The 17,548-nt window shown below is 71.6% G+C and carries 14 protein-coding genes and 1 pseudogene; 8 read left to right on the top strand and 7 right to left on the bottom strand.

Annotated elements, in window-relative coordinates; translation table 11 throughout:
• Positions 1-327: 327 nt before the first annotated feature.
• Entirely contained in the window at positions 328-654 is a 327-nt protein-coding gene (locus ACZ6QQ_RS10215) for a hypothetical protein (RefSeq protein WP_465875627.1), read from the bottom strand.
• Positions 655-1,209: 555 nt separating this feature from the next.
• Between ACZ6QQ_RS10215 and fmdA the strand changes: the two genes are divergently transcribed.
• On the top strand, positions 1,210-2,463 hold the full coding sequence (fmdA, locus tag ACZ6QQ_RS10210; RefSeq protein WP_465875626.1) for a formamidase: 1,254 nt from the start codon (positions 1,210-1,212) through the stop codon (positions 2,461-2,463).
• A gap of 82 nt (positions 2,464-2,545) precedes the next feature.
• Here the strand turns inward: fmdA and ACZ6QQ_RS10205 are convergent, their stop codons facing one another.
• The 3 genes from ACZ6QQ_RS10205 to ACZ6QQ_RS10195 form a co-directional block, all read right to left on the bottom strand.
• Positions 2,546-3,463 (bottom strand): pentapeptide repeat-containing protein, encoded by a 918-nt coding sequence (locus ACZ6QQ_RS10205; RefSeq protein WP_465875625.1) that lies wholly within the window; start codon positions 3,461-3,463, stop codon positions 2,546-2,548.
• Between the two features lie 161 nt (positions 3,464-3,624).
• A complete protein-coding gene (locus ACZ6QQ_RS10200; protein WP_465875624.1) occupies positions 3,625-4,923 on the bottom strand; it encodes a cytochrome P450 in 1,299 nt (432 codons plus the stop codon).
• 114 nt (positions 4,924-5,037) lie between these two features.
• Positions 5,038-6,339, bottom strand: coding sequence for a D-alanyl-D-alanine carboxypeptidase family protein (locus tag ACZ6QQ_RS10195; RefSeq protein ID WP_465875623.1), 1,302 nt, complete (start codon positions 6,337-6,339; stop codon positions 5,038-5,040).
• 409 nt (positions 6,340-6,748) lie between these two features.
• Between ACZ6QQ_RS10195 and ACZ6QQ_RS10190 the strand changes: the two genes are divergently transcribed.
• On the top strand, positions 6,749-8,086 hold the full coding sequence (locus tag ACZ6QQ_RS10190; RefSeq protein ID WP_465875622.1) for an FAD-dependent oxidoreductase: 1,338 nt from the start codon (positions 6,749-6,751) through the stop codon (positions 8,084-8,086).
• A gap of 283 nt (positions 8,087-8,369) precedes the next feature.
• Positions 8,370-9,698: a hemolysin family protein gene (locus tag ACZ6QQ_RS10185; RefSeq protein WP_465875621.1), complete on the top strand. Its 1,329-nt coding sequence runs from the start codon at positions 8,370-8,372 to the stop codon at positions 9,696-9,698.
• 16 nt (positions 9,699-9,714) lie between these two features.
• On the opposite strand, the gene ACZ6QQ_RS10180 is transcribed toward ACZ6QQ_RS10185, so the two are convergent.
• Positions 9,715-10,812: a DNA alkylation repair protein gene (locus ACZ6QQ_RS10180; RefSeq protein WP_465875620.1), complete on the bottom strand. Its 1,098-nt coding sequence runs from the start codon at positions 10,810-10,812 to the stop codon at positions 9,715-9,717.
• 128 nt (positions 10,813-10,940) lie between these two features.
• Here ACZ6QQ_RS10180 and ACZ6QQ_RS10175 point away from each other — a divergent pair.
• Positions 10,941-12,092, top strand: a pseudogene (locus ACZ6QQ_RS10175) (GMC oxidoreductase); the annotation flags it as partial.
• Positions 12,093-12,266: 174 nt separating this feature from the next.
• Here ACZ6QQ_RS10175 and ACZ6QQ_RS10170 read toward each other — a convergent pair.
• Positions 12,267-12,938 (bottom strand): TetR/AcrR family transcriptional regulator, encoded by a 672-nt coding sequence (locus ACZ6QQ_RS10170; protein WP_465875619.1) that lies wholly within the window; start codon positions 12,936-12,938, stop codon positions 12,267-12,269.
• A 108-nt stretch (positions 12,939-13,046) separates the two neighbouring features.
• Between ACZ6QQ_RS10170 and ACZ6QQ_RS10165 the strand changes: the two genes are divergently transcribed.
• Positions 13,047-14,192 carry an FAD-dependent oxidoreductase gene (locus ACZ6QQ_RS10165; RefSeq protein WP_465875618.1) on the top strand — a complete coding sequence of 382 codons (1,146 nt, stop codon included), beginning with the start codon at positions 13,047-13,049 and terminating at the stop codon, positions 14,190-14,192.
• A gap of 34 nt (positions 14,193-14,226) precedes the next feature.
• Here the strand turns inward: ACZ6QQ_RS10165 and ACZ6QQ_RS10160 are convergent, their stop codons facing one another.
• Positions 14,227-14,388 (bottom strand): hypothetical protein, encoded by a 162-nt coding sequence (locus tag ACZ6QQ_RS10160; protein ID WP_465875617.1) that lies wholly within the window; start codon positions 14,386-14,388, stop codon positions 14,227-14,229.
• Positions 14,389-14,489: 101 nt separating this feature from the next.
• Here ACZ6QQ_RS10160 and ACZ6QQ_RS10155 point away from each other — a divergent pair, with 101 nt between their 5' ends.
• From ACZ6QQ_RS10155 to ACZ6QQ_RS10145, 3 genes are all read left to right on the top strand, one after another.
• Positions 14,490-14,615, top strand: coding sequence for a hypothetical protein (locus tag ACZ6QQ_RS10155; protein WP_465875616.1), 126 nt, complete (start codon positions 14,490-14,492; stop codon positions 14,613-14,615).
• A 123-nt stretch (positions 14,616-14,738) separates the two neighbouring features.
• Positions 14,739-16,265 carry an alkaline phosphatase D family protein gene (locus tag ACZ6QQ_RS10150; protein ID WP_465875615.1) on the top strand — a complete coding sequence of 509 codons (1,527 nt, stop codon included), beginning with the start codon at positions 14,739-14,741 and terminating at the stop codon, positions 16,263-16,265.
• Positions 16,266-16,282: 17 nt separating this feature from the next.
• Entirely contained in the window at positions 16,283-17,533 is a 1,251-nt protein-coding gene (locus ACZ6QQ_RS10145; RefSeq protein ID WP_465875614.1) for a hypothetical protein, read from the top strand.
• Positions 17,534-17,548 lie beyond the last annotated feature (15 nt).

The raw sequence follows: 17,548 nt of genomic DNA, 5'->3' as shown, positions 1-17,548 counted from the left end.
CGGTGGCGGCACCGGGACAGGCGCCATCGGCTCGGCTAGGACCGTGGTGCCATGGCGGTGCCCGCATCGGGTGTTCGGCGAGGACCGCGACCACCCCCGCTGCGCGGGTGTTGCGGTCATGTTTCGGCGGTGTGTTGAGCGATAGATTAGCGCCGATGCTTGCAAGAATCCACCGGATCCTAGAAATTTCTCGACTCCCCCACCCCCACCCCCCGCCAGACCACGCGATCTAGGGCGAATACAGGTGAGCGGAGATCGACTCACCTGTATTCGCCCTAGATCGGCGCAGAGAGAGAGGGGAGGGAGGGGAGGGAGGGGAGGGAGGGGTTAGCGGATTACGTGGCAGATCAGGGCGTCGTGGGGGCCTCGGGTGCCGCTCATCACGACGTCGTGGGTGAGGTGCTTGCAGGCGAGGTACGGGTCAGCGGAGCCGACGTACTGCAGGCCGGTGGCGGAGCTGGCGTAGCAGCGCAGTCCGGCGCTCTCGTAGAAGCCGATCCAGGCGGCGGGGAACGTCGACTGGCAGTAGCCACCGATCGAGAGCGGGCCGAACGAGACCTCCACGACAGCCGCCCGCGCGGGTGCGGCGACGGCCAGGACGCCGACGAAGGCCAGGAGCGAAGCGGTGGCGAGCGTACGGAAACGTCGGCGCATCAGCGCTCTCCCAGCCTCGACGATCGGCGATGACGTCGCCGACCCGATTATCCATTAGGAAGCTTTACTGAACAATGGAATCGAGCGGGCGGCGCAACACGGACCACTTCCGTACCGGGGTTCACGAGTTGTGGTGTTGTGCTGCGCGGTCGGATCCAGGCGGCCGATGCTGGGGGCCTGGAGGGACTCCGGTGGCCGCGAGGGGAGAGCCGGTTGGCGACGTACGAGTATCGGTGCCCGCGCGACGGCGACTTCGAGGTACGGTTCCCGATCGGCACCGCCACCGCGACCGTCTCCTGTGCCGCCTGCCGAGGCGAGTCCCCCAGAATTTTCACGGCGCCGCTGGTCAACGCCATGTCACGCCCGTTGACCGCCGCCATCGACCGGGCCGGGCGAAGCGCCGAGGCACCCGAGGTGGTGTCCCGGATCCCCGATCGCCGGTCTCCGGGAGACGACCGGGGATCCGGGACACGGCGGCCGCGTACCCGCTCTGTCAATCCGGCTCAACTCCGCCTGCCCCGACCGTGACCGCCGTTCCGGTGAAGGGAAACCACGATGCCCGAAGTCATCTTTCCGTTGGATTCAACAAAGAAGTTCACCGATCAGGAAAAGGTCGGCCACAACAGGTGGCATCCCGACATTCCGCCGGTCGCCACCGTACGGCCGGGTCAGATCTTCCGGGTCTACTGCCGGGAGTGGTTCGACGGCGCCATCCACAACGACGATTCGGCCGAGGACATCCGGGACGCTCCGCTGACCACCGTGCACGCGCTCAGTGGGCCGTTCTCGGTGCAGGGCGCCGAGCCGGGTGACCTGCTCATCGTCGACATCCTGGACGTCGCCCCGCTGCCGCAGGAGGACTCCGGACCGCTGGCCGGTCAGGGCTGGGGCTACACCGGCGTCTTCGCCAAGCAGAACGGCGGCGGCTTCCTCACCGACCAGTTCCCGGACGCGTACAAGGCGATCTGGGACTTCACCGGGCAGCGGGCGACCTCCCGGCACATCCCGGGGGTTTCCTTCGTCGGCATCACCCACCCGGGCATGATGGGCACCGCTCCCTCCGCCGACCTGCTGGCCCGGTGGAACGCGCGCGAAGGCGCGCTGCGGGCCACGGATCCGAACCGGGTGCCACCGCTGGCCCTGCCGCCGGAGCCGCAGGACGCGATCCTCGGCTCGCTGACCGGCGCCGACTTCGACCGGGTGGCGGCCGAGGCGGCGCGTACGGCACCGCCACGCGAGAACGGCGGGAACCAGGACATCAAGAACCTGACCAAGGGGAGCCGGGTCTTCTACCCGGTGTTCGTTCCGGGCGCCAACCTCTCCGTGGGCGACCTGCACTTCTCCCAGGGCGACGGCGAGATCACGTTCTGCGGCGCGATCGAGATGGGTGGGATCCTCGACCTGCACGTCGATCTGATCAAGGGCGGGATGGAGAAGTACGGCGTGGCCGAGAACGCGATCTTCATGCCCGGCAACGTCAGCCCGCAGTACAGCCAGTGGCTGGCCTTCTCCGGTACCTCGGTGACGTTGGACGGGGAGCAGCGCTATCTGGACTCGCAGCTGGCGTACCAGCGCGCCTGCCTGCACGCGATCGACTACCTGACGAAGTTCGGGTACAGCCCGGAGCAGGCGTACCTGATCCTGGGTGCCGCGCCGATCGAGGGACGCTTCTCCGGCGTGGTGGACATCCCGAACTCCTGCGCCACGGTCTACCTCCCGACCGCCATCTTCGACTTCGACGTCCGGCCGTCGGCCGGTGGACCGACCGGGATCAAGCCGGGCAAGGGTGCTCCGAAGGCGAGCTTCTGACCGGTGTCGGTGCGTCCTCGGTAGACGTACGGCCAGCCGGCGGCGTCCCAGCCCAGCAGGTTGATGCCCGGCAGCGCGAGACTCAGCGTCGCCGGGCCCGTGGTCCTCGACGGCGCGGGGAGATCGGCAGCAGTCCCCGCCCCGCCGGCGGACCCACCGCCGTCCAGTGGGGCGGGCGGTCCAGCACGGCCGGCAACCGGGTCTGCCCGTCACCCCTGGCCGCGTTTACCTGGAACTGGGTGAGGAAAATACTGTCGGTGAGGTTCGCCCCGGCCAGGTCGGCACCGCGCAGGTCGGCGCCGATCAGGTCCGCCAGCCGGAGATCGGCACCGCGCAGGTCCGCCCCGATCAGGTAGGCGCCCCGCAGGTTCGCCCCCCGCAGATCGGCGCCGCGCATCCTGGCCCCGATCAGGTCGGCGCCCCGATGCTCGGCCCGGCGCCCCCGCACCCCCGCCCGGACCAGCTCACTGGTCCGCAGCAGGAGCGCGTCGACCTCCCGCCGGTGCGCCGCCACGTCCAGTTCCAGGACCGCGTCGGGGGCGTACCGGGTGAGCCGCTCGGTCCGGTCGAGCAGCGTACGGAGGTCACGGTGGATCGGCCGGGCCGGCTCCAGGGTCAACGCCTCGGTGAGGTACCAGAGCAGTTCGTGGAGCTGCCGCATGACGGTGAACACGTCGAACATCTGCTTCGCGGTGCCCGGTGTCCGCCGCCAGTCCCGCCCAGCGAAAGTGACCTGGGCGACCCGCTGACCGGCGCCGAAACAGTCGAAGACGGTGCAACCGGAGAAGCCGTGCTGCCGCAGATCCCGGTGGATGCCGCAGCGGAAGTCCGGGTCCAGGTTCGGACAGGCCTGGCCGGCGTCCTTGTCGATCGCGAAGTCCGCCGAGGCGGCGAAGGCCGGCGCGACACAGCACAACCCGAAGCAGCGGGTGCAGTCCGCCCGTAGCTCCGCGCGCGTCCCGTCGGGTACGTCCCGCGCGTCCTCGCGTACCGCCGACATGTCCGAGTCCCCCGTCGAATCTCCGGCCGCCGATCTTCTTCCAACCGGTAGAGCCTAGCGCCGGGCCGCTCGCGTCGGTGCAGGTGAGGCCCCTGGTGGCGGGCGGAGGGTCCGGATTGTCTCGTCGTCCCCGCCGGCAACCGGCGCCCCGTCCGGTGACGTCATTCGGGGAACGTGGCACCGACCGCGGGCGACGGGGTGAAGGTCGCCGGTAGGTTGACGTAACCGTTGATCGCCCTGATCGAGGGGTACGGCCGCAGCCGCTCCTCGTCGACCACATAGTCCGGGATCCGGCGCAGCACCTCCTCCAGCATCACCACGGCCTGGATCTTCGCCAGGTGGGCGCCGACGCAGCGGTGGATGCCGGAACCGAACGCCACGTGCCGGTTCGGTGTCCGGTCCAGGCGTACCTCGGTCGGGCAGTCGAAGACCGCCGGGTCCCGGTTGGCGGCGGCGAACGCGAGCATGACCCGCTCGCCGGCCGCGATGTGCTGCCCACCGAGTTCGACGTCGCGGGTCGCGGTACGCGACATGAACTGCACCGGGGCGAGCACCCGGAGGAACTCCTCGACCGCGGCCGGGATCAGGGCCGGGTCGGCGACCAGCCGGTCCCGCTCGGCCGGGTTGCGGTACAGCCAGTGCAGCGCGTGCGAGACCAGCGCGGTCGTGGTGTCCACTCCCCCGGCGATGACCAGTCCGCAGGCGGCGTTGACGTGGTCCAGCGGGAGCAGCGCACCGTCGTCGTCGGTCGCCGTGGCGAGCACGCTGATCAGGTCGTCGGCCGGCTCGACCCGGCGTTGGCCGACCAGCCGCGCGATGAGCCCCATCATCTCGCTGACCGCCGTCACCGCCCGCGCCGCGTCGGGAGTCCCCGGCGGGCTGCACACCATCAGATGGATCGGCTGGGCGAAGCGCTCGAAGTCGGCCAGCGGGATGCCGAGAATGCTCATGGTGACGATCGCCGGCACCGGATTGGTGAGCGCGTCCACCAGATCGGCCCGCCCGGTCGGGGTCACCCGGTCCAGGCAGGCGGCGGTCACCTGCCGGATGAACGGTTCCCGCTGACGGGACCGCTCCGGTGACAGCGCCGGATTCAGCAGCCGGCGGTAGGTGAAGAACTCCGGTGGATCCAGTTCCTGCGGCACGTTCAGGTACGGCGTCGGCGGGTTGCTCGTACCGCGCATCGGGCTGTCCGGATCGCTGTGGTCGTAGAAGGAGGAGAAGGTCGAATGGTCGCGCAGCGCCTCGACCAGCGGCTCGTAGCCGGAGACCACCCACGTCCCGCCGTGCGCGGGGGTGTACGCGACCGGACACCGGCTCACGTTGTCGTCGGAGATCTCGCGCCAGCGGCGCTGGTAGTCGGAAGAATGGTGGTCGAGGTCGATCGTCGCCCTCGGTCGTAGCTCGTCGGCGTCATCGGTCGGTCGTACGTCGTCGTCATCGGTCCGAACAGCTTCCACGGAACCTCCTGCGGTGGCGGTCCGTCCATCATGGCCGGTGCGTCACCGTACCGGCGTGAACGTCGGGTAACAGACCTGACCGCTGCCTGGTGACGGACCGGCTGCGGCGTGCCGCTAGCCGAGCAGTCCGGGCCGCCGGCGACGCCCGACCGGGCGACGCGGGCGACGGCGCGCGGTCACCACCAGGGCCACGATCGTCAGCACCACCGCGAGGGCGAGGGTGCCGGCAACGGCGAGCGCCACCGTCGGTGAGAGGCCGGTCCACCAGGTCTGGTCCCGGGCGGTGACGGCCGCCGAACGTTCGGCGGGCGCCCGACCGGCCGCCGGTGACGGGGAGGAGGCGGTCGCCTCCCCCGGATCGACCAGCCGACCGACCGAGGCGTCGGCCGGCACCGAGAAACCCCAGTCGAGCAGCTCGGCGCCCTGCTGCCAGCCTCGCAGCGGACGGGCCTCCGCGCCGAGCAGCGTCACCACCAACCGCCGCCCGTTGCGCTCGGCGGCGCCGACGTACGTGTGCCGGGCCAGGGTGGTGTAACCGGTCTTGCCGCCGAGCGCACCGGGATAGCGGAAGATCAGCTGGTTCTCGTTCTGGATCTGGAAGCCCTTCTGCGCCCCCTGGGCGGGAATCTGCGTCCGCTCGGTCAGCGCGTAACGACGGAAACCCGCGTCGGCGAAACACACCCGGGCGATCAACGCCAGGTCGTACGCGCTGGTGAACTGCCCCGGGCCGTCGAGGCCGGACGGCGTCACGGCGTGCGTCTGCAGGGCGCCCAGCCGGTGCGCCTCCTCGTTCATCGCCGCGACGGTGCCGGCGACCCCGGCGCCGTCGCCGGCCAGCCGGGCGAGCACGTTCGCGGCGTCGTTGCCGGAGTTGAGCAGCAGACCGAGCCAGAGCGTCTCCACCGGGTAGCGGCCGCCCAGCAGCAGACCCACCGCCGAGCTGCCCGGTTCGAAGTCGAGATCCTCCCGCGTGACGGTGATGACCTGCTTCGGGTCGAGCTTCGGCAGGGCGGTGGCGGCCAGCAGGAGCTTCTGCACGCTCGCCGGGGTGCCGTACTCGTGCGGGCCGCAGCCACCGAGGACGGCGCCGGTGTCCAGGTCCGCGACCACCCACGAGGTCGCGGTCACCGGCGGCGGCTTCGGCGCGCCGGCCGGAACGACCAGGCCCGGTGTCGCGAGTTCCGGGCCACCGATGGCCCGGTGCGCCGGGTCGCCGGCAGGCGGCGACGGGCGGGGCGGCGAGGCCGGCCGGGGTACGGGTGGCGACGGCACCGGGCAGGGCACGGGCGCGGCGGCCCGGTACGCGGTTACCGCTGACGCCGTCGCGGCGCCGGCCACACCTGCCGGCGGTACGGCCACGGCCGGCACGGCGAGTACGGCTCCGGTCAGCGCGGCGACCAGACGCCGAGCCCTCATGAGTACCAACCCCCTCATGGGCAACGAGGGTAACTTGGGATGGTTCGCCCGGTCACGCGAGCCCCGTGCCCCGCACAGCGACCTCGGGACTTCCGACAAGAGTGAAAATTTCTCCGGTTGTCGCCACAATGACCGGGCCGATTCGTACGGCCGCTCATGCCGACGTCGGGCCAGGTCCGGCCGACGGTCACCCGCGCCGGTACCCGGCCTGGACGTGCAGCCAGTGATAGTCTCCGGCAAGATCCCGCTGCGAAATCGACCCATCACCCACGGCAACCGGAGAGATCCGCAGGCGCCGGTACGGGTGGCCGTTTCCCGCCGGAAGAAGGAGTGCCGAGTGCCGCCCTCAGCGTCACGGCTTTTCGCGCAGACAGCGACGTCGGAGCGGCCCACCGACACCAGAGTGATCATGCGGCGGGCGGTGGTGCTCGGCGGCAGCATGGCGGGTCTGTTGGCCGCCCGGGTGCTCAGCGACCATGCGGAGGAAGTCCTGATCGTCGAGCGGGATCCGTCCGACGTGGACGCGGGTCCCCGGCCGGGCGTACCGCAGGGCAGTCAGGTGCACGCCCTGCTGCCGGCGGGACAGACGCAGTTGGAACGCTGGTTTCCCGGCTTCGCCGCCGAGGCGTTCGCTGCGGGCGCACCACGGGCGACCGGCGGAATCGCGAAGGTCTTCATCAACGGGGTGCTGCGTACGGCACCGATGTCCCGGCCGCAGATGCCGGGGCTGATCACCACCCGGCCGTTCCTCGAGGCGCTGGTACGGAAACGGACGCTCGCCGTCGGGAACATCACCCTGGTGTCCGGCCGGGCCGACGGGCTGGTCTTCGACGGTGGCCGGGTCGCCGGTGCCCGGTACGTGCCGCACGACGGGGCCGAGCCGGTCACCGTCGACACGGACCTGGTGGTGGACGCGATGGGGCGTTCCAGCCGGCTCGGCGACTGGTTGGAGGGCGCCGGCTGGTCCCGACCGCCGATGCGCCGGATGCCGATCAAGCTGAACTACGCCACCGCGCTCTACAAGCGCGACGAACAGGTGAGCGACGCCTGGGTGGCGGTCGCGCAGACCACGCCGGGCGACGGGCGGGTCGCCCGCATCGGCGGCATCAACTCGGTCGAGAACGACCGGTGGATCATGCTGGTCGCGGGCTACGACACCGATCGGCCCAGCCGCGACGTCGACGACTTCACCACCCGCTGCCGGGACCACTTCCCGCAGGAGTTCCGGGACATCGCCGAGCGCGGCCAGATGATCGGCGACGTGGTGACGTACCACCAGGCCGACAGCCGGCGGCGGGACTTCCACGAGGTGGACCGGTTCCCCGCCGGGTTGGTCGCCGCCGGGGACGCGGTCGCCTCGTTCAACCCGATCTACGGGCAGGGCATGACCTCGGCGGCACTGCACGCCTCCTGCCTGTCGGCGTACCTGCGCTCGGACCCGGCGCTGCGCGACGAGCCGGCGCGGGCCTACTTCGAGCGGGTCCGGGTGATCGTGGACGCCGCCTGGCAGATCTCCACCTTCGCCGACCTCGACCTGCCGCACGTCGACGGACCGTACCCCCGTGGTTACCGACTCACCAGGTGGTTCAGCAACCTGCTGTTCCGGGTCTCGATGACCGACGAGGTGATCAACGATCGGCTGACCCGGGTCACCACCATGGTCGAGCACCCGTCCGCGCTGGCCCGGCCGGGCACCCTGTGGCGCGCGCTGCGCCTGCGTTTCCTGCCCCGGACCGGCGCACGGTAGCGAGGTTCACCGCCGGCCGCCGCGCTCACGGCGTACGTCGACCGCAGGCGCCCGCGGCGGCTGATCTCCATGTCGGTTCCTTCCCTTCGATGCCGCCGCCGGCTTCCACCCAACCGACGGACCAGCTCAATCCCAGGGTGAACCGGCTGTCGAACCCGGAGTCGAGACCCGTCGATGCGTACGATGGGCGTGTTCGTGGGCCCGGTCCCCGGATCGATTGGGCATCCCGACCGGGCCGGTTAGGTTTGTGCTTCGACCAGTCAGGTGAGGAAGGCGTCGCGGCGTGGGTGGCTACGGGTTTCAGGTGGCGCTGGTAGCGGTATTGGTGCTGGTCAACGCGGTCTTTTCGGGCAGCGAGATGGCGCTGGTGTCGCTGCGGGAGAGCCAGCTACAACGGCTGGAGCGCGGGTCGCGTACGGGGCGGGTGCTGGCCCGGCTGGCCCGGGACCCGAACCGGTTCCTGGCCACCATCCAGATCGGGATCACCCTGGCCGGGTTCCTCGCCTCGGCAGCGGCCGCGGTCTCCCTGTCCGCGCCGCTGGTCGGGCCGCTGGGCTTCCTCGGCTCGGCGGCCGAGCCGGTGTCGATCGTGCTGGTGACCATCGTGCTGACCTTCGTCACCCTGGTCTTCGGCGAGCTGGCCCCGAAACGGGTCGCGATGCAACGCACCGAGGGCTGGGCCCTGGTGGTCGCCCGACCGCTGGACATGCTCTCCACCTTCTCCCGGCCGGCCGTGTGGCTGCTCAGCCGGGCGACGAACGCGGTCGTACGGCTGACCGGCGCCGACCCGGACGGCGGTCGGGAGGAGGTCAGCGCCGAGGAGTTGCGGGACATGGTCGCCGCGCAGCCGAGCCTGACCGCCGAACACCGCACGATCATCAGTGGCGCCTTCGAGGTGGCCGACCGGATCCTGCGGGAGATCCTGGTGCCGCGCGGCGAGGTGACCAGCCTGCGCGCGGACCTGCCCACCACCGAGGGACTCCGGCTGCTGGCCAAGTCGGGACAGTCCCGTGCGCCGGTGGTCACCCGGGCCGGGCTGGACAACGTCGTCGGGGTGGTGCACCTGCGAGACCTGCTCGACGGCACCGGCACGGTCGCCGACCACGCGTCCGAGGCGCTGTTCATGCCGGAGACCCTGGGCGTGACCGACGCGATCCGGCAGATGCGTCAGCAACGTCAGCAGTTCGCCCTGGTCGTGGACGAACGCGGCTCGATCGACGGCATCGTGACGATGGAGGACCTGATCGAGGAGATCGTCGGGGAGATCTACGACGAAACCGACCGGGACGTGCAGGCGGTGGTCCGCGAGCCGGGCGGGACGCTGCTGCTCTCCGGCACCTTCCCCATCCATGACCTGCCGGACCTGGGCCTCGACCTGGACGAGGCCGACGACGGCGACTACACCACCATCGCCGGGCTGCTGCTGGCCCGCCTCGGACACATCCCGACCGGGCCCGGTGAGACGGTCGAGGTGCCGGCGTTCAGCGCGGCCGTGGTCGAGGTGACCGGCCGGGCGATCACGAAGGTCCGGGTCCGTCCCCGGTCGGGCGGGTCGACCGGTGACGACGACGAGGCCCGGCAGCCGTCGGACGGGGTGTCCAGCAGCCGGTAGCCGGAGGCCGCCGGATTCAGCCGAGGTCGAACTCGGCCATCCCCGACCGGACCCCGTTGACCTGGACCTCGATCGCGTGCGGGCCGGGGTGGTACCGGCGGGTGGTGATCGGTCTGAACGAGTGCCGACGCGCCAGCGTCAGCCGCTCGCCGGGTGCGAGCACCCGGTTGGTCAGTTTGAAGACCTTCGGCGCCCGGCTTCCGTTCGCCTTGCGGAAGTGGACCACGTAGTCGATGACGAGGTTCGCGTCCCGGTCGCCGTCGTTTCCCACCACGACCTCGAAGGCCAGTTCACCACCGAGCGGTACGGCCGTGCGGGTCAGGTGCGGGCCGGTGACCGAGACGTCGACCGGGGGCGGGAAACCCAGCAACGCCATGGCGCCCGGATCGGCGGCCTTGACCAGGGTACGCATCGCGTGGCGGACCAGGCGGGCGGTGCTCGGCCCCGGTTGTTCCAGCCAGCGGGCGGCGGTGGCGACGACCAGGTCCGGGTCGAGCCGGCTGAGGTCGTTGAGGTGGTTCGCCACCGAACGGCGCACGTACTCGACGTCGTCGCGGTAGAGCGCGTCGAGGATCGCGACGGTGGCGCCGGGGCGCCGGGTCAGCTCCGGAACCCCCTTGGCCCACGGCAGCCGGGGCCGGGTGCCCTCGCTGGCCAGCCGGCGTACGTGCTCGTCCGGGTGCCCGGTCCAGCCGAGCACGGTGGCCAGCGTGCGGTCGAGGTCGGCGTTGAGGAAGGCCCGCAGCGCGAACTCGCCGGTGAGCCGGCCGGTCAACTCGGCGAGCAGGCCGAGCCCGGCCTCGAAGTCACCGGCCTCGGGTGAGGCGAGTGCCCGTACCGCGACGGCCTCGGTGACCGGCCAGATCATCCAGCCGGTGAAGGCCGGGTCGGCCAGGGCGTCGCGCAGGATCGCCGCCGACGGCCGGTAGGTCTCCGGCAGGTCCGCCAGCAGGGCGTCCCGGATCGCCTGCGCCCGCTGGCCGAGGGCGAGACCGGTCAGCGTCGCGCCGCTGGCCGCAACGGTCGACCAGCGGTTGCGGGGCGACCGTGAGCGCAGGACGCGTACGAGGTCGGTCACCGTCGTCGTACCGATGAGTTCGTCAGCGGTGGGCATACCCGTCCTCGGGCCGGTGCGGTCGGTGCCGCCCCGGTCGGGGCGCGAGTCAGCATGGCACGGGGCTGGGACATTTCCTGGCCGATGACCCGGTGCGGGATCGGCCCGAATCGACGACCATGACGGGCATAGGCTACGACGCGGTCGTCATCGGGTCCGGTTTCGGCGGCAGCGTGGCGGCCCTGCGGCTGGCCGAGAAGGCCTACTCGGTGGCCGTACTGGAGGCGGGGCGACGGTTCGCCGACGACGAACTGCCCCGGACCTCGTGGCGTACCCACCGGTTCCTGTGGGCGCCCCGGCTCGGCTGCTACGGCATCCAGCGGATCACCCTGCTGCGCCCGGCCGGACGCCGGACCGGGAACGGGGCGGCGAAGGTGCTGGTGCTCTCCGGTGCCGGGGTCGGCGGCGGCTCGCTGGTCTACGCCAACACCCTCTACGAGCCGGCTCCCGCGTTCTACGACGCCCCGCAGTGGCGACACCTCGCCGACTGGCGCACCGAACTCGCCGCCCACTACGACCAGGCGAAACGGATGCTGGGCGTGACCGCGTACCCGAGGGAGACGGCCGCGGACGCCGCGATGCGCGCGGACGTCGACCGGGTAGGGGTGGGTCACGCCTTCCGCCGGGCGCCGGTCGGGGTGCACCTCGGCCGCCCAACGAGCGGGTCGCCCGCCCCTATTTCGGCGGCGTCGGGCCCGAGCGGACCGGGTGCCTGCACCGCGGCGAGTGCATGACCGACTCTGCCGGCACGGGGCGAAAAACAGCCTGGTGAAGAACTTCCGAGGGTGGTCCCGCCGTACGGTGATCGCGCTGGTCATGCCGTCACTGGACAACTCGCTGACGGTGCAGTACGGGCGCACCCGGCTCGGCCGTCGCCGGCTGGCCACCGGTCCCGGGCACGGCGCGGCCAACCCGACCTGGATCCCGGCCGGCAACCGGGCCGTCCGGCTGCTCGCCGAGCAGATCGGCGGAGTACCCGGCGGGGCGGTGACCGAGCCGTTCGACATGCCGATGACGGCGCACATCCTCGGCGGGGCGGTCATCGGCGGCTCGGCGGCCGACGGAGTGGTCGACGCGTACCACCGGGTCTTCGGCCATTCCGGTCTGCACGTCGTCGACGGCGCCGCTGTGTCGGCGAACCTCGGGGTGAACCCGGCGCTGACCATCACCGCGCAGGCGGAACGGCCCTGTCACTCTGGCCGAACCGGGGCGGTCACGACCCCCAGCCCGCCCTCGGCGAACCGTACCGGGTGGTCGCACCGGTGCCACCGGAGTATCCGGCGGTGCCCGGCGACGCCCCGGCCGCGCTGCGCTGGTTTGATCCGGGAGACCACGAGCCGGTGATCGATGGGAAAATCGACAGCGGCCAGGGTCGGGAGAAGGCGTGGTAGCCGTGAGACTCGGTCTACAGATTCCCAACTTCACCCGGCCCGCGGGGCCGGCCGGCTCTGCGCCTACGGGTTACCCAGCAGGTAGCGCTGGATGGTGGGTCCGAGCCAGTCGACCAGCGCCGCCCGATCCAATCCCACCACCGGTGGTAACAGCAGCACGTATCGGGTGAGGGCCAGACCGAGTACCTGGCTGGAGATCAGGCCGGCCCGCTGATCGGCCGGCAGCGCCGCGCTCGGTGTGGAAGGCGGTGCCCCGGCACGCTCGGCAAAGGCACGGACCGCCGGGCCGACCTCGTCCGCGAAGATCTGCCGCATCCGCGCTGCGGCCGCCGGGTTGGTCGCGGCCGCCCGCAACAGGGCGACCATCGTCTCGTCCTGCTCCCACCGGTCGAGGAAATGCGCGACCATCGCCGACCCGACCCGGTCCACCGGCAGGTCGCTGAAGTCCGGCAGGCGCAGGTCGAACTCGGCGGCGGCGGCGAAGAGCAGTTCCTTGCTGCCGTAGTAGCGCATGACCATCGACGGGTCGATCGCCGCGTCCGTGGCGATGGCCCGGATGGTGGCGCGCTCGTAACCGTCGGCGGCGAACCGTTCGCGCGCCGCCCGAAGGATCGCGGCCCGGGTGGCGTCGGACCGGCGTGGTGGCGCGGCCGGCTCCGGCGCCGCCGTCGGCTCGGGCCCGGACGGTACGCCGACCGCCGTGTGCGGGGCACTTCCATGATCATGCGGAGACACGCCAACGAGTGTAGGCCAATGTCCGTTGACATCGACACGGACGCACATCTACCGTTGTCAACATACGTTGGCAAACAAGTGTTGGCACTTTCCTTACCGGAGGTAGCGATGTTGCCCACCAACTGCGACGTACTCGTCGTCGGCGCCGGACCGGCCGGGCTCGTCACCGCTGTGCAGCTCGCCGGGCGCGGCGTCGACGTGGCCGTGGTGGACCGGGGCGCACAGGGCCACAACACCTCTCGCGCCGCCGCCGTACACGCCCGGACCCTGGAGGTGCTGGACGGCGTCGGTGCCGCCGGACCGCTGGTGCGACGGGGCGTCCCCGCCGCCCGGGTCACCCTCCGGGACGGCGACCGGACCCTGCTGACGATGCGCTTCGACGGCCTGCCGACCCCGTTCCCATACGTCCTGCTGGTGCCGCAGTCGGTGACCGAGGAGGTACTACTGGACCGGTTGACCGCGCTCGGCGGCCGGGTGCTCCGGCCGTACCCGGTGGTCGGCCTGAGCCCGGACGGAACCGGCAGCCGGGTCGCCTTCGCCGACGGGGAAACCGTCCGGGCCCGCTTCGTGGTGGGCGCCGACGGCATGCACAGCACCGTCCGGCGACTCGCCGGCATCGGCTTCCACGGTACGGACAGCGAGGACTCCTTCGTCCTCGCCGACGTACGGATCGACACCGCGCTCCCCCGCGACGAGGTGATCCTCTTCTTCTCCCGCACCGGACTGCTGGTCTGGGCACCGCTGCCCGACGGCAGTGTCCGGATCGTCGCCGAGGTGGCCGACCCGCCCGAGCACCCCGACGTCGCGTACGCACAGGCGCTGCTCGACGCACGCGGCCCGACCGGGCGACGCAGCACCGTGACCGAGGTGCTCTGGGGTTCACGCTTCCGGGTGCACCATCGGGTGGCGGAATCGTTCCGGGCCGGGCCGGTGCTGCTCGCCGGCGACGCCGGTCACGTGCACAGTCCAGCCGGTGGCCAGGGCATGAACCTCGGCCTGCGCGACGGGGCGGCGCTCGGCACCGCGCTGGCCGACGTACTGTCCGGCGTACCCGAGACGGTGCTCGACGCGTACGCGGCGGCCCGCCGGTCGGTCGCCCGCGAGGTGGTCGGCTTCGCCGGCCGACTCACCCGGGTGGGCACCGCCGCGGCCCCGCTGCGCCCGCTGCGCAACACGGCGCTCCGGCTGCTCTCCACCGCCCCGGCCGCCCGGCGCCAACTGGCCGGACGGCTCGCCGGGCTGGCCGATCGCTGACGAGAGCCGCGGTCGGCCAGCCCGGCAAGCGGTGCTAGACGAAACGCTTGACGAAGGTGAGAGCGGTGCCGGCGACCTCGCGCCAGCCGCTGTCGATCGTCGGCGCGTGGCCCCGGTTCGGGATCTCCACGAGCTCGGTCACGCCCTCGTTGCGCTTCTGCTTGTCGTACGTCGCCTCCGAGATCGCCCTCGGCACCGCGTGGTCCCGCTCGCCGGCGACGATCGGTCACCGCGTTGGCGAACGCGAACCGGAACTGGTCGTAGGTGAGCTGAACGGCACGGTGCCGGTTCGCCGGGTTGCCCAGGACCGGCGCCGCCGACCGCAGTGAGGAGATCGGCATCAGCTCGCGCGGCGAGCTCACCGAGGCACTGGCCGCCGCACCGGAGGGTCCGGGCGAACCGGCGGCAGCCGATCCGGACTGACCACCGTTGGTCACCGCCGGGTGACCCGTACATCCGTTGTCCTCGATGCGACCACCTTCGCGTCACATGGGTTTCGCCAGCCGGGCCCATCGTGTTAACACACGGCCTCCAGGGTTATTGACCATGACAAGGCTCAGTCGCCGCACCATCGTCCTGGGTGGATTGGCCACCGCGGGAGCCGTGGTAGCCCCCTGGCGTATCGCCCAGGCCGCCGTACCGTTTCCGTTCAAGCTGGGAATCGCCTCCGGCGAACCCGCGTCCGACAGTGTCGTGCTCTGGACCCGGCTGGCCCCGTCGCCGCTCAACGCCGACGGGCAGGGCGGCATGGCCAACGCCGACGTGACCGTCGAGTGGCAGGTGTCGGGCAACGACCGGTTCACCTCGCTGGTCGCGTCCGGTTCGGTCGTCGCCCGGTACGCCGACGCGCACTCGGTGCACGTGGTGGCCGGTGGCCTCGCCCCCGACGCCGACTACTACTACCGGTTCCGCGCCCAGGGGCACATCTCGCCGGTCGGGCGGACCCGTACCGCCCCGGCGGTCGGCACGTTCGGCCGGGACCTGGTGATGGCGTTCGCGTCCTGCTCGCACTACGAGGCCGGCTACTTCACGGCGTACCGGCGGATCGCCGAGGACAACCCCGGTCTGATCCTGCACCTGGGCGACTACATCTACGAGGGCGGAACGGCCGCCGGCTCGGTACGCGAACACGCGGGCGCCGAGATCGTCTCGCTGGCCGACTACCGTCGCCGGTACGCCCAGTACAAGTCCGACCCGGACCTGCAGGCCGCGCACGCCGCCGCACCGTGGCTGGTGGTGCCGGACGACCACGAGGTGGAGAACAACTACGCCAACATGGTCCGGGCCAACAACAGTCCGGCGCTGACCGCCGCCCAGTGGACCGCCCGGCGGACCGCCGCCTACCGGGCGTACTACGAGAACATGCCGCTGCGGCCGAGTTCCGCGCCGACCGGCAACGCCATCTCGCTGTTCCGCCGGGTCCGCTGGGGACAACTGGCGACCTTCCACATGCTCGACACCCGCCAGTTCCGCGACGACCAGGCCAGTGGTGACGGGTGGAAGGTGTCGACCGAGGCCGACCTGGCCTCGCGCAGCCTCACCGGTGCCGCCCAGGAGACGTGGCTGCTCGACGGCCTGGCCCAGCACTACGGCACCTGGGACATCCTGGGCCAGCAGGTCTTCTTCGCCCGCCAGCTCGACGCCGCCGGGGCGGCCAACATGGACGCCTGGGACGGCTACCGCGCCTCCCGCTCCCGGATCCAGCAGGGCTGGTTGCAGCGGGGCGTACGCAACCCGTTGGTGCTCACCGGTGACGTGCACCGGGCCTGGGCCAACGATCTCAAGGCGGACTACGCGAGCTCGTCGTCGGCCACGATCGGCACCGAACTGGTGTGCACCTCGATCACCTCGGGCGGCAACGGCAGCGGGAGCACGACCATCCCGAACGTGTCGAACAACCCGCACCTGAAGTTCCACTCCGACCGGCGGGGCTACGTCCGTACGACGATCAGCCGCGCCCAGGTCCGGGCCGACTTCCGCGCGGTGGCCACGGTCACCGAGCACGGCGCCCCGGTCTCCACCGTCGGCTCGTTCGTCATCGTTGACGGCCAGCCCGGCCTGCGTCCCGCGTAAGAGGAGAACCCAACCCGATGTCAGCCATCACCTCCCTGCTCCTCGCGTCGCTGCTCGCGGCACCCGTTCCGGCGGACGTCGCCGCCGCCGCGGCCACCTGGTCGACGGCGAACAGCGTCGCCACCGGTGACCAGGACACCCCGGCCATCGCGGCCAACCGCAACGGGCGGGTCGCGATCGTCTGGGAGGACGACCGCGACGACACGTTGCCCGGCGACAACCTGCACTCGGAGATCTACCTGCGGGTGTTCGACAACGGCACGGCCGTGTACGAGCTCAAGCTCTCCGCCGGTGGCACCAGCGGCGCCGCCTGGCGGCACGTCAACCCCGACGTGGGCCTGGACGACAAGGGCAACGCCGTGGTGGTCTGGTCCGACGACCCGGACGGCAACGGCTACTACAACGTGCCGTACCGGGTGGTCTCGCCGACCGGGACGGTGCTCGCCTCGGGCCGGGCCAACGCCAGCGCCGACGGCCAGCAGACCTGGCCCCGGGTCGCGGTCGACCCGGACGGTGTGGCCAACAACGCCGCCGCGGTGGCGTTCTCCGTGGTCTGGGAGGACACCCAGGGCACCAACCCGTCGACGGTCCGGGCCGCCGGCTACACCAACATCACCACCAAGGCGTACGAGGTGACGGCCAGCCAGACCACCGGTGCGCACCACCGGCCGGACGTGGCGGTGTCGGCGTCCGGTGAGGCGACCGTGGTCTGGGACGAGGACGGCGACGCGAACGGCTCCTACAACGTCGGCCTCGTCCGGCTGGCCCGGACGAACGGGGCGGTGGCCCTGTCCCGCCGGACCGCCAACGCGAACAGCGGCGGCCAGCAGGTGCGTCCGGCCGTGGCGGCGAACTTCAACGGTGACTTCGCCGTCGCCTGGGAGTCCGACCACACCGGCACCCGTGGGGTGTGGACCCGTTCCTTCACCGCGACCGGAACCGCCCGGCACGCCGAGGTCGAGACCTCCGCCGGTGCGGGTGCGGCCGCGCCCACGGTGGGCATCGACGACCAGGCCAACGCGGTGGTCGGCTGGACGGTGCAGGCGGCCGACGCGGACGTGCGGGTGCGCGGGCTCAACCCGGACGGTACGGACACCGGCCGGCTCGGTGCCCAGGTGCTCAGCCAGGTGACCGTCGGTCGGCAGGAGCAGATGGCGGTCACCAGTTCGCCCTGGGGCGAGGTGGCGGTCTGCTACACCGACGACAACGACGGCAACACGTTCGACCAGATCCTGTGGGGTACCGGGGTGACGAACTCGAACTGGTAGCCACGCCCGGCGCCG

This window comes from Micromonospora sp. NPDC049529, assembly GCF_055586685.1.
The sequence above is the reverse complement of the archived record's forward strand: the minus strand, read 5'-3'. Positions and strand labels throughout refer to the sequence as shown.

What these genes read in the sequence shown, in the direction of transcription:
- ACZ6QQ_RS10215 (WP_465875627.1), bottom strand. Translation starts at nt 654, where the DNA reads ATGCGCCGACGTTTCCGTACGCTCGCCACCGCTTCGCTCCTGGCCTTC.
- ACZ6QQ_RS10150 (WP_465875615.1), top strand. Translation starts at nt 14,739, where the DNA reads ATGACAAGGCTCAGTCGCCGCACCATCGTCCTGGGTGGATTGGCCACC.
- ACZ6QQ_RS10165 (WP_465875618.1), top strand. Translation starts at nt 13,047, where the DNA reads ATGTTGCCCACCAACTGCGACGTACTCGTCGTCGGCGCCGGACCGGCC.
- ACZ6QQ_RS10205 (WP_465875625.1), bottom strand. Translation starts at nt 3,463, where the DNA reads ATGTCGGCGGTACGCGAGGACGCGCGGGACGTACCCGACGGGACGCGC.
- ACZ6QQ_RS10190 (WP_465875622.1), top strand. Translation starts at nt 6,749, where the DNA reads ATGCGGCGGGCGGTGGTGCTCGGCGGCAGCATGGCGGGTCTGTTGGCC.
- ACZ6QQ_RS10195 (WP_465875623.1), bottom strand. Translation starts at nt 6,339, where the DNA reads ATGAGGGCTCGGCGTCTGGTCGCCGCGCTGACCGGAGCCGTACTCGCC.
- ACZ6QQ_RS10180 (WP_465875620.1), bottom strand. Translation starts at nt 10,812, where the DNA reads ATGCCCACCGCTGACGAACTCATCGGTACGACGACGGTGACCGACCTC.
- ACZ6QQ_RS10145 (WP_465875614.1), top strand. Translation starts at nt 16,283, where the DNA reads ATGTCAGCCATCACCTCCCTGCTCCTCGCGTCGCTGCTCGCGGCACCC.
- fmdA (WP_465875626.1), top strand. Translation starts at nt 1,210, where the DNA reads ATGCCCGAAGTCATCTTTCCGTTGGATTCAACAAAGAAGTTCACCGAT.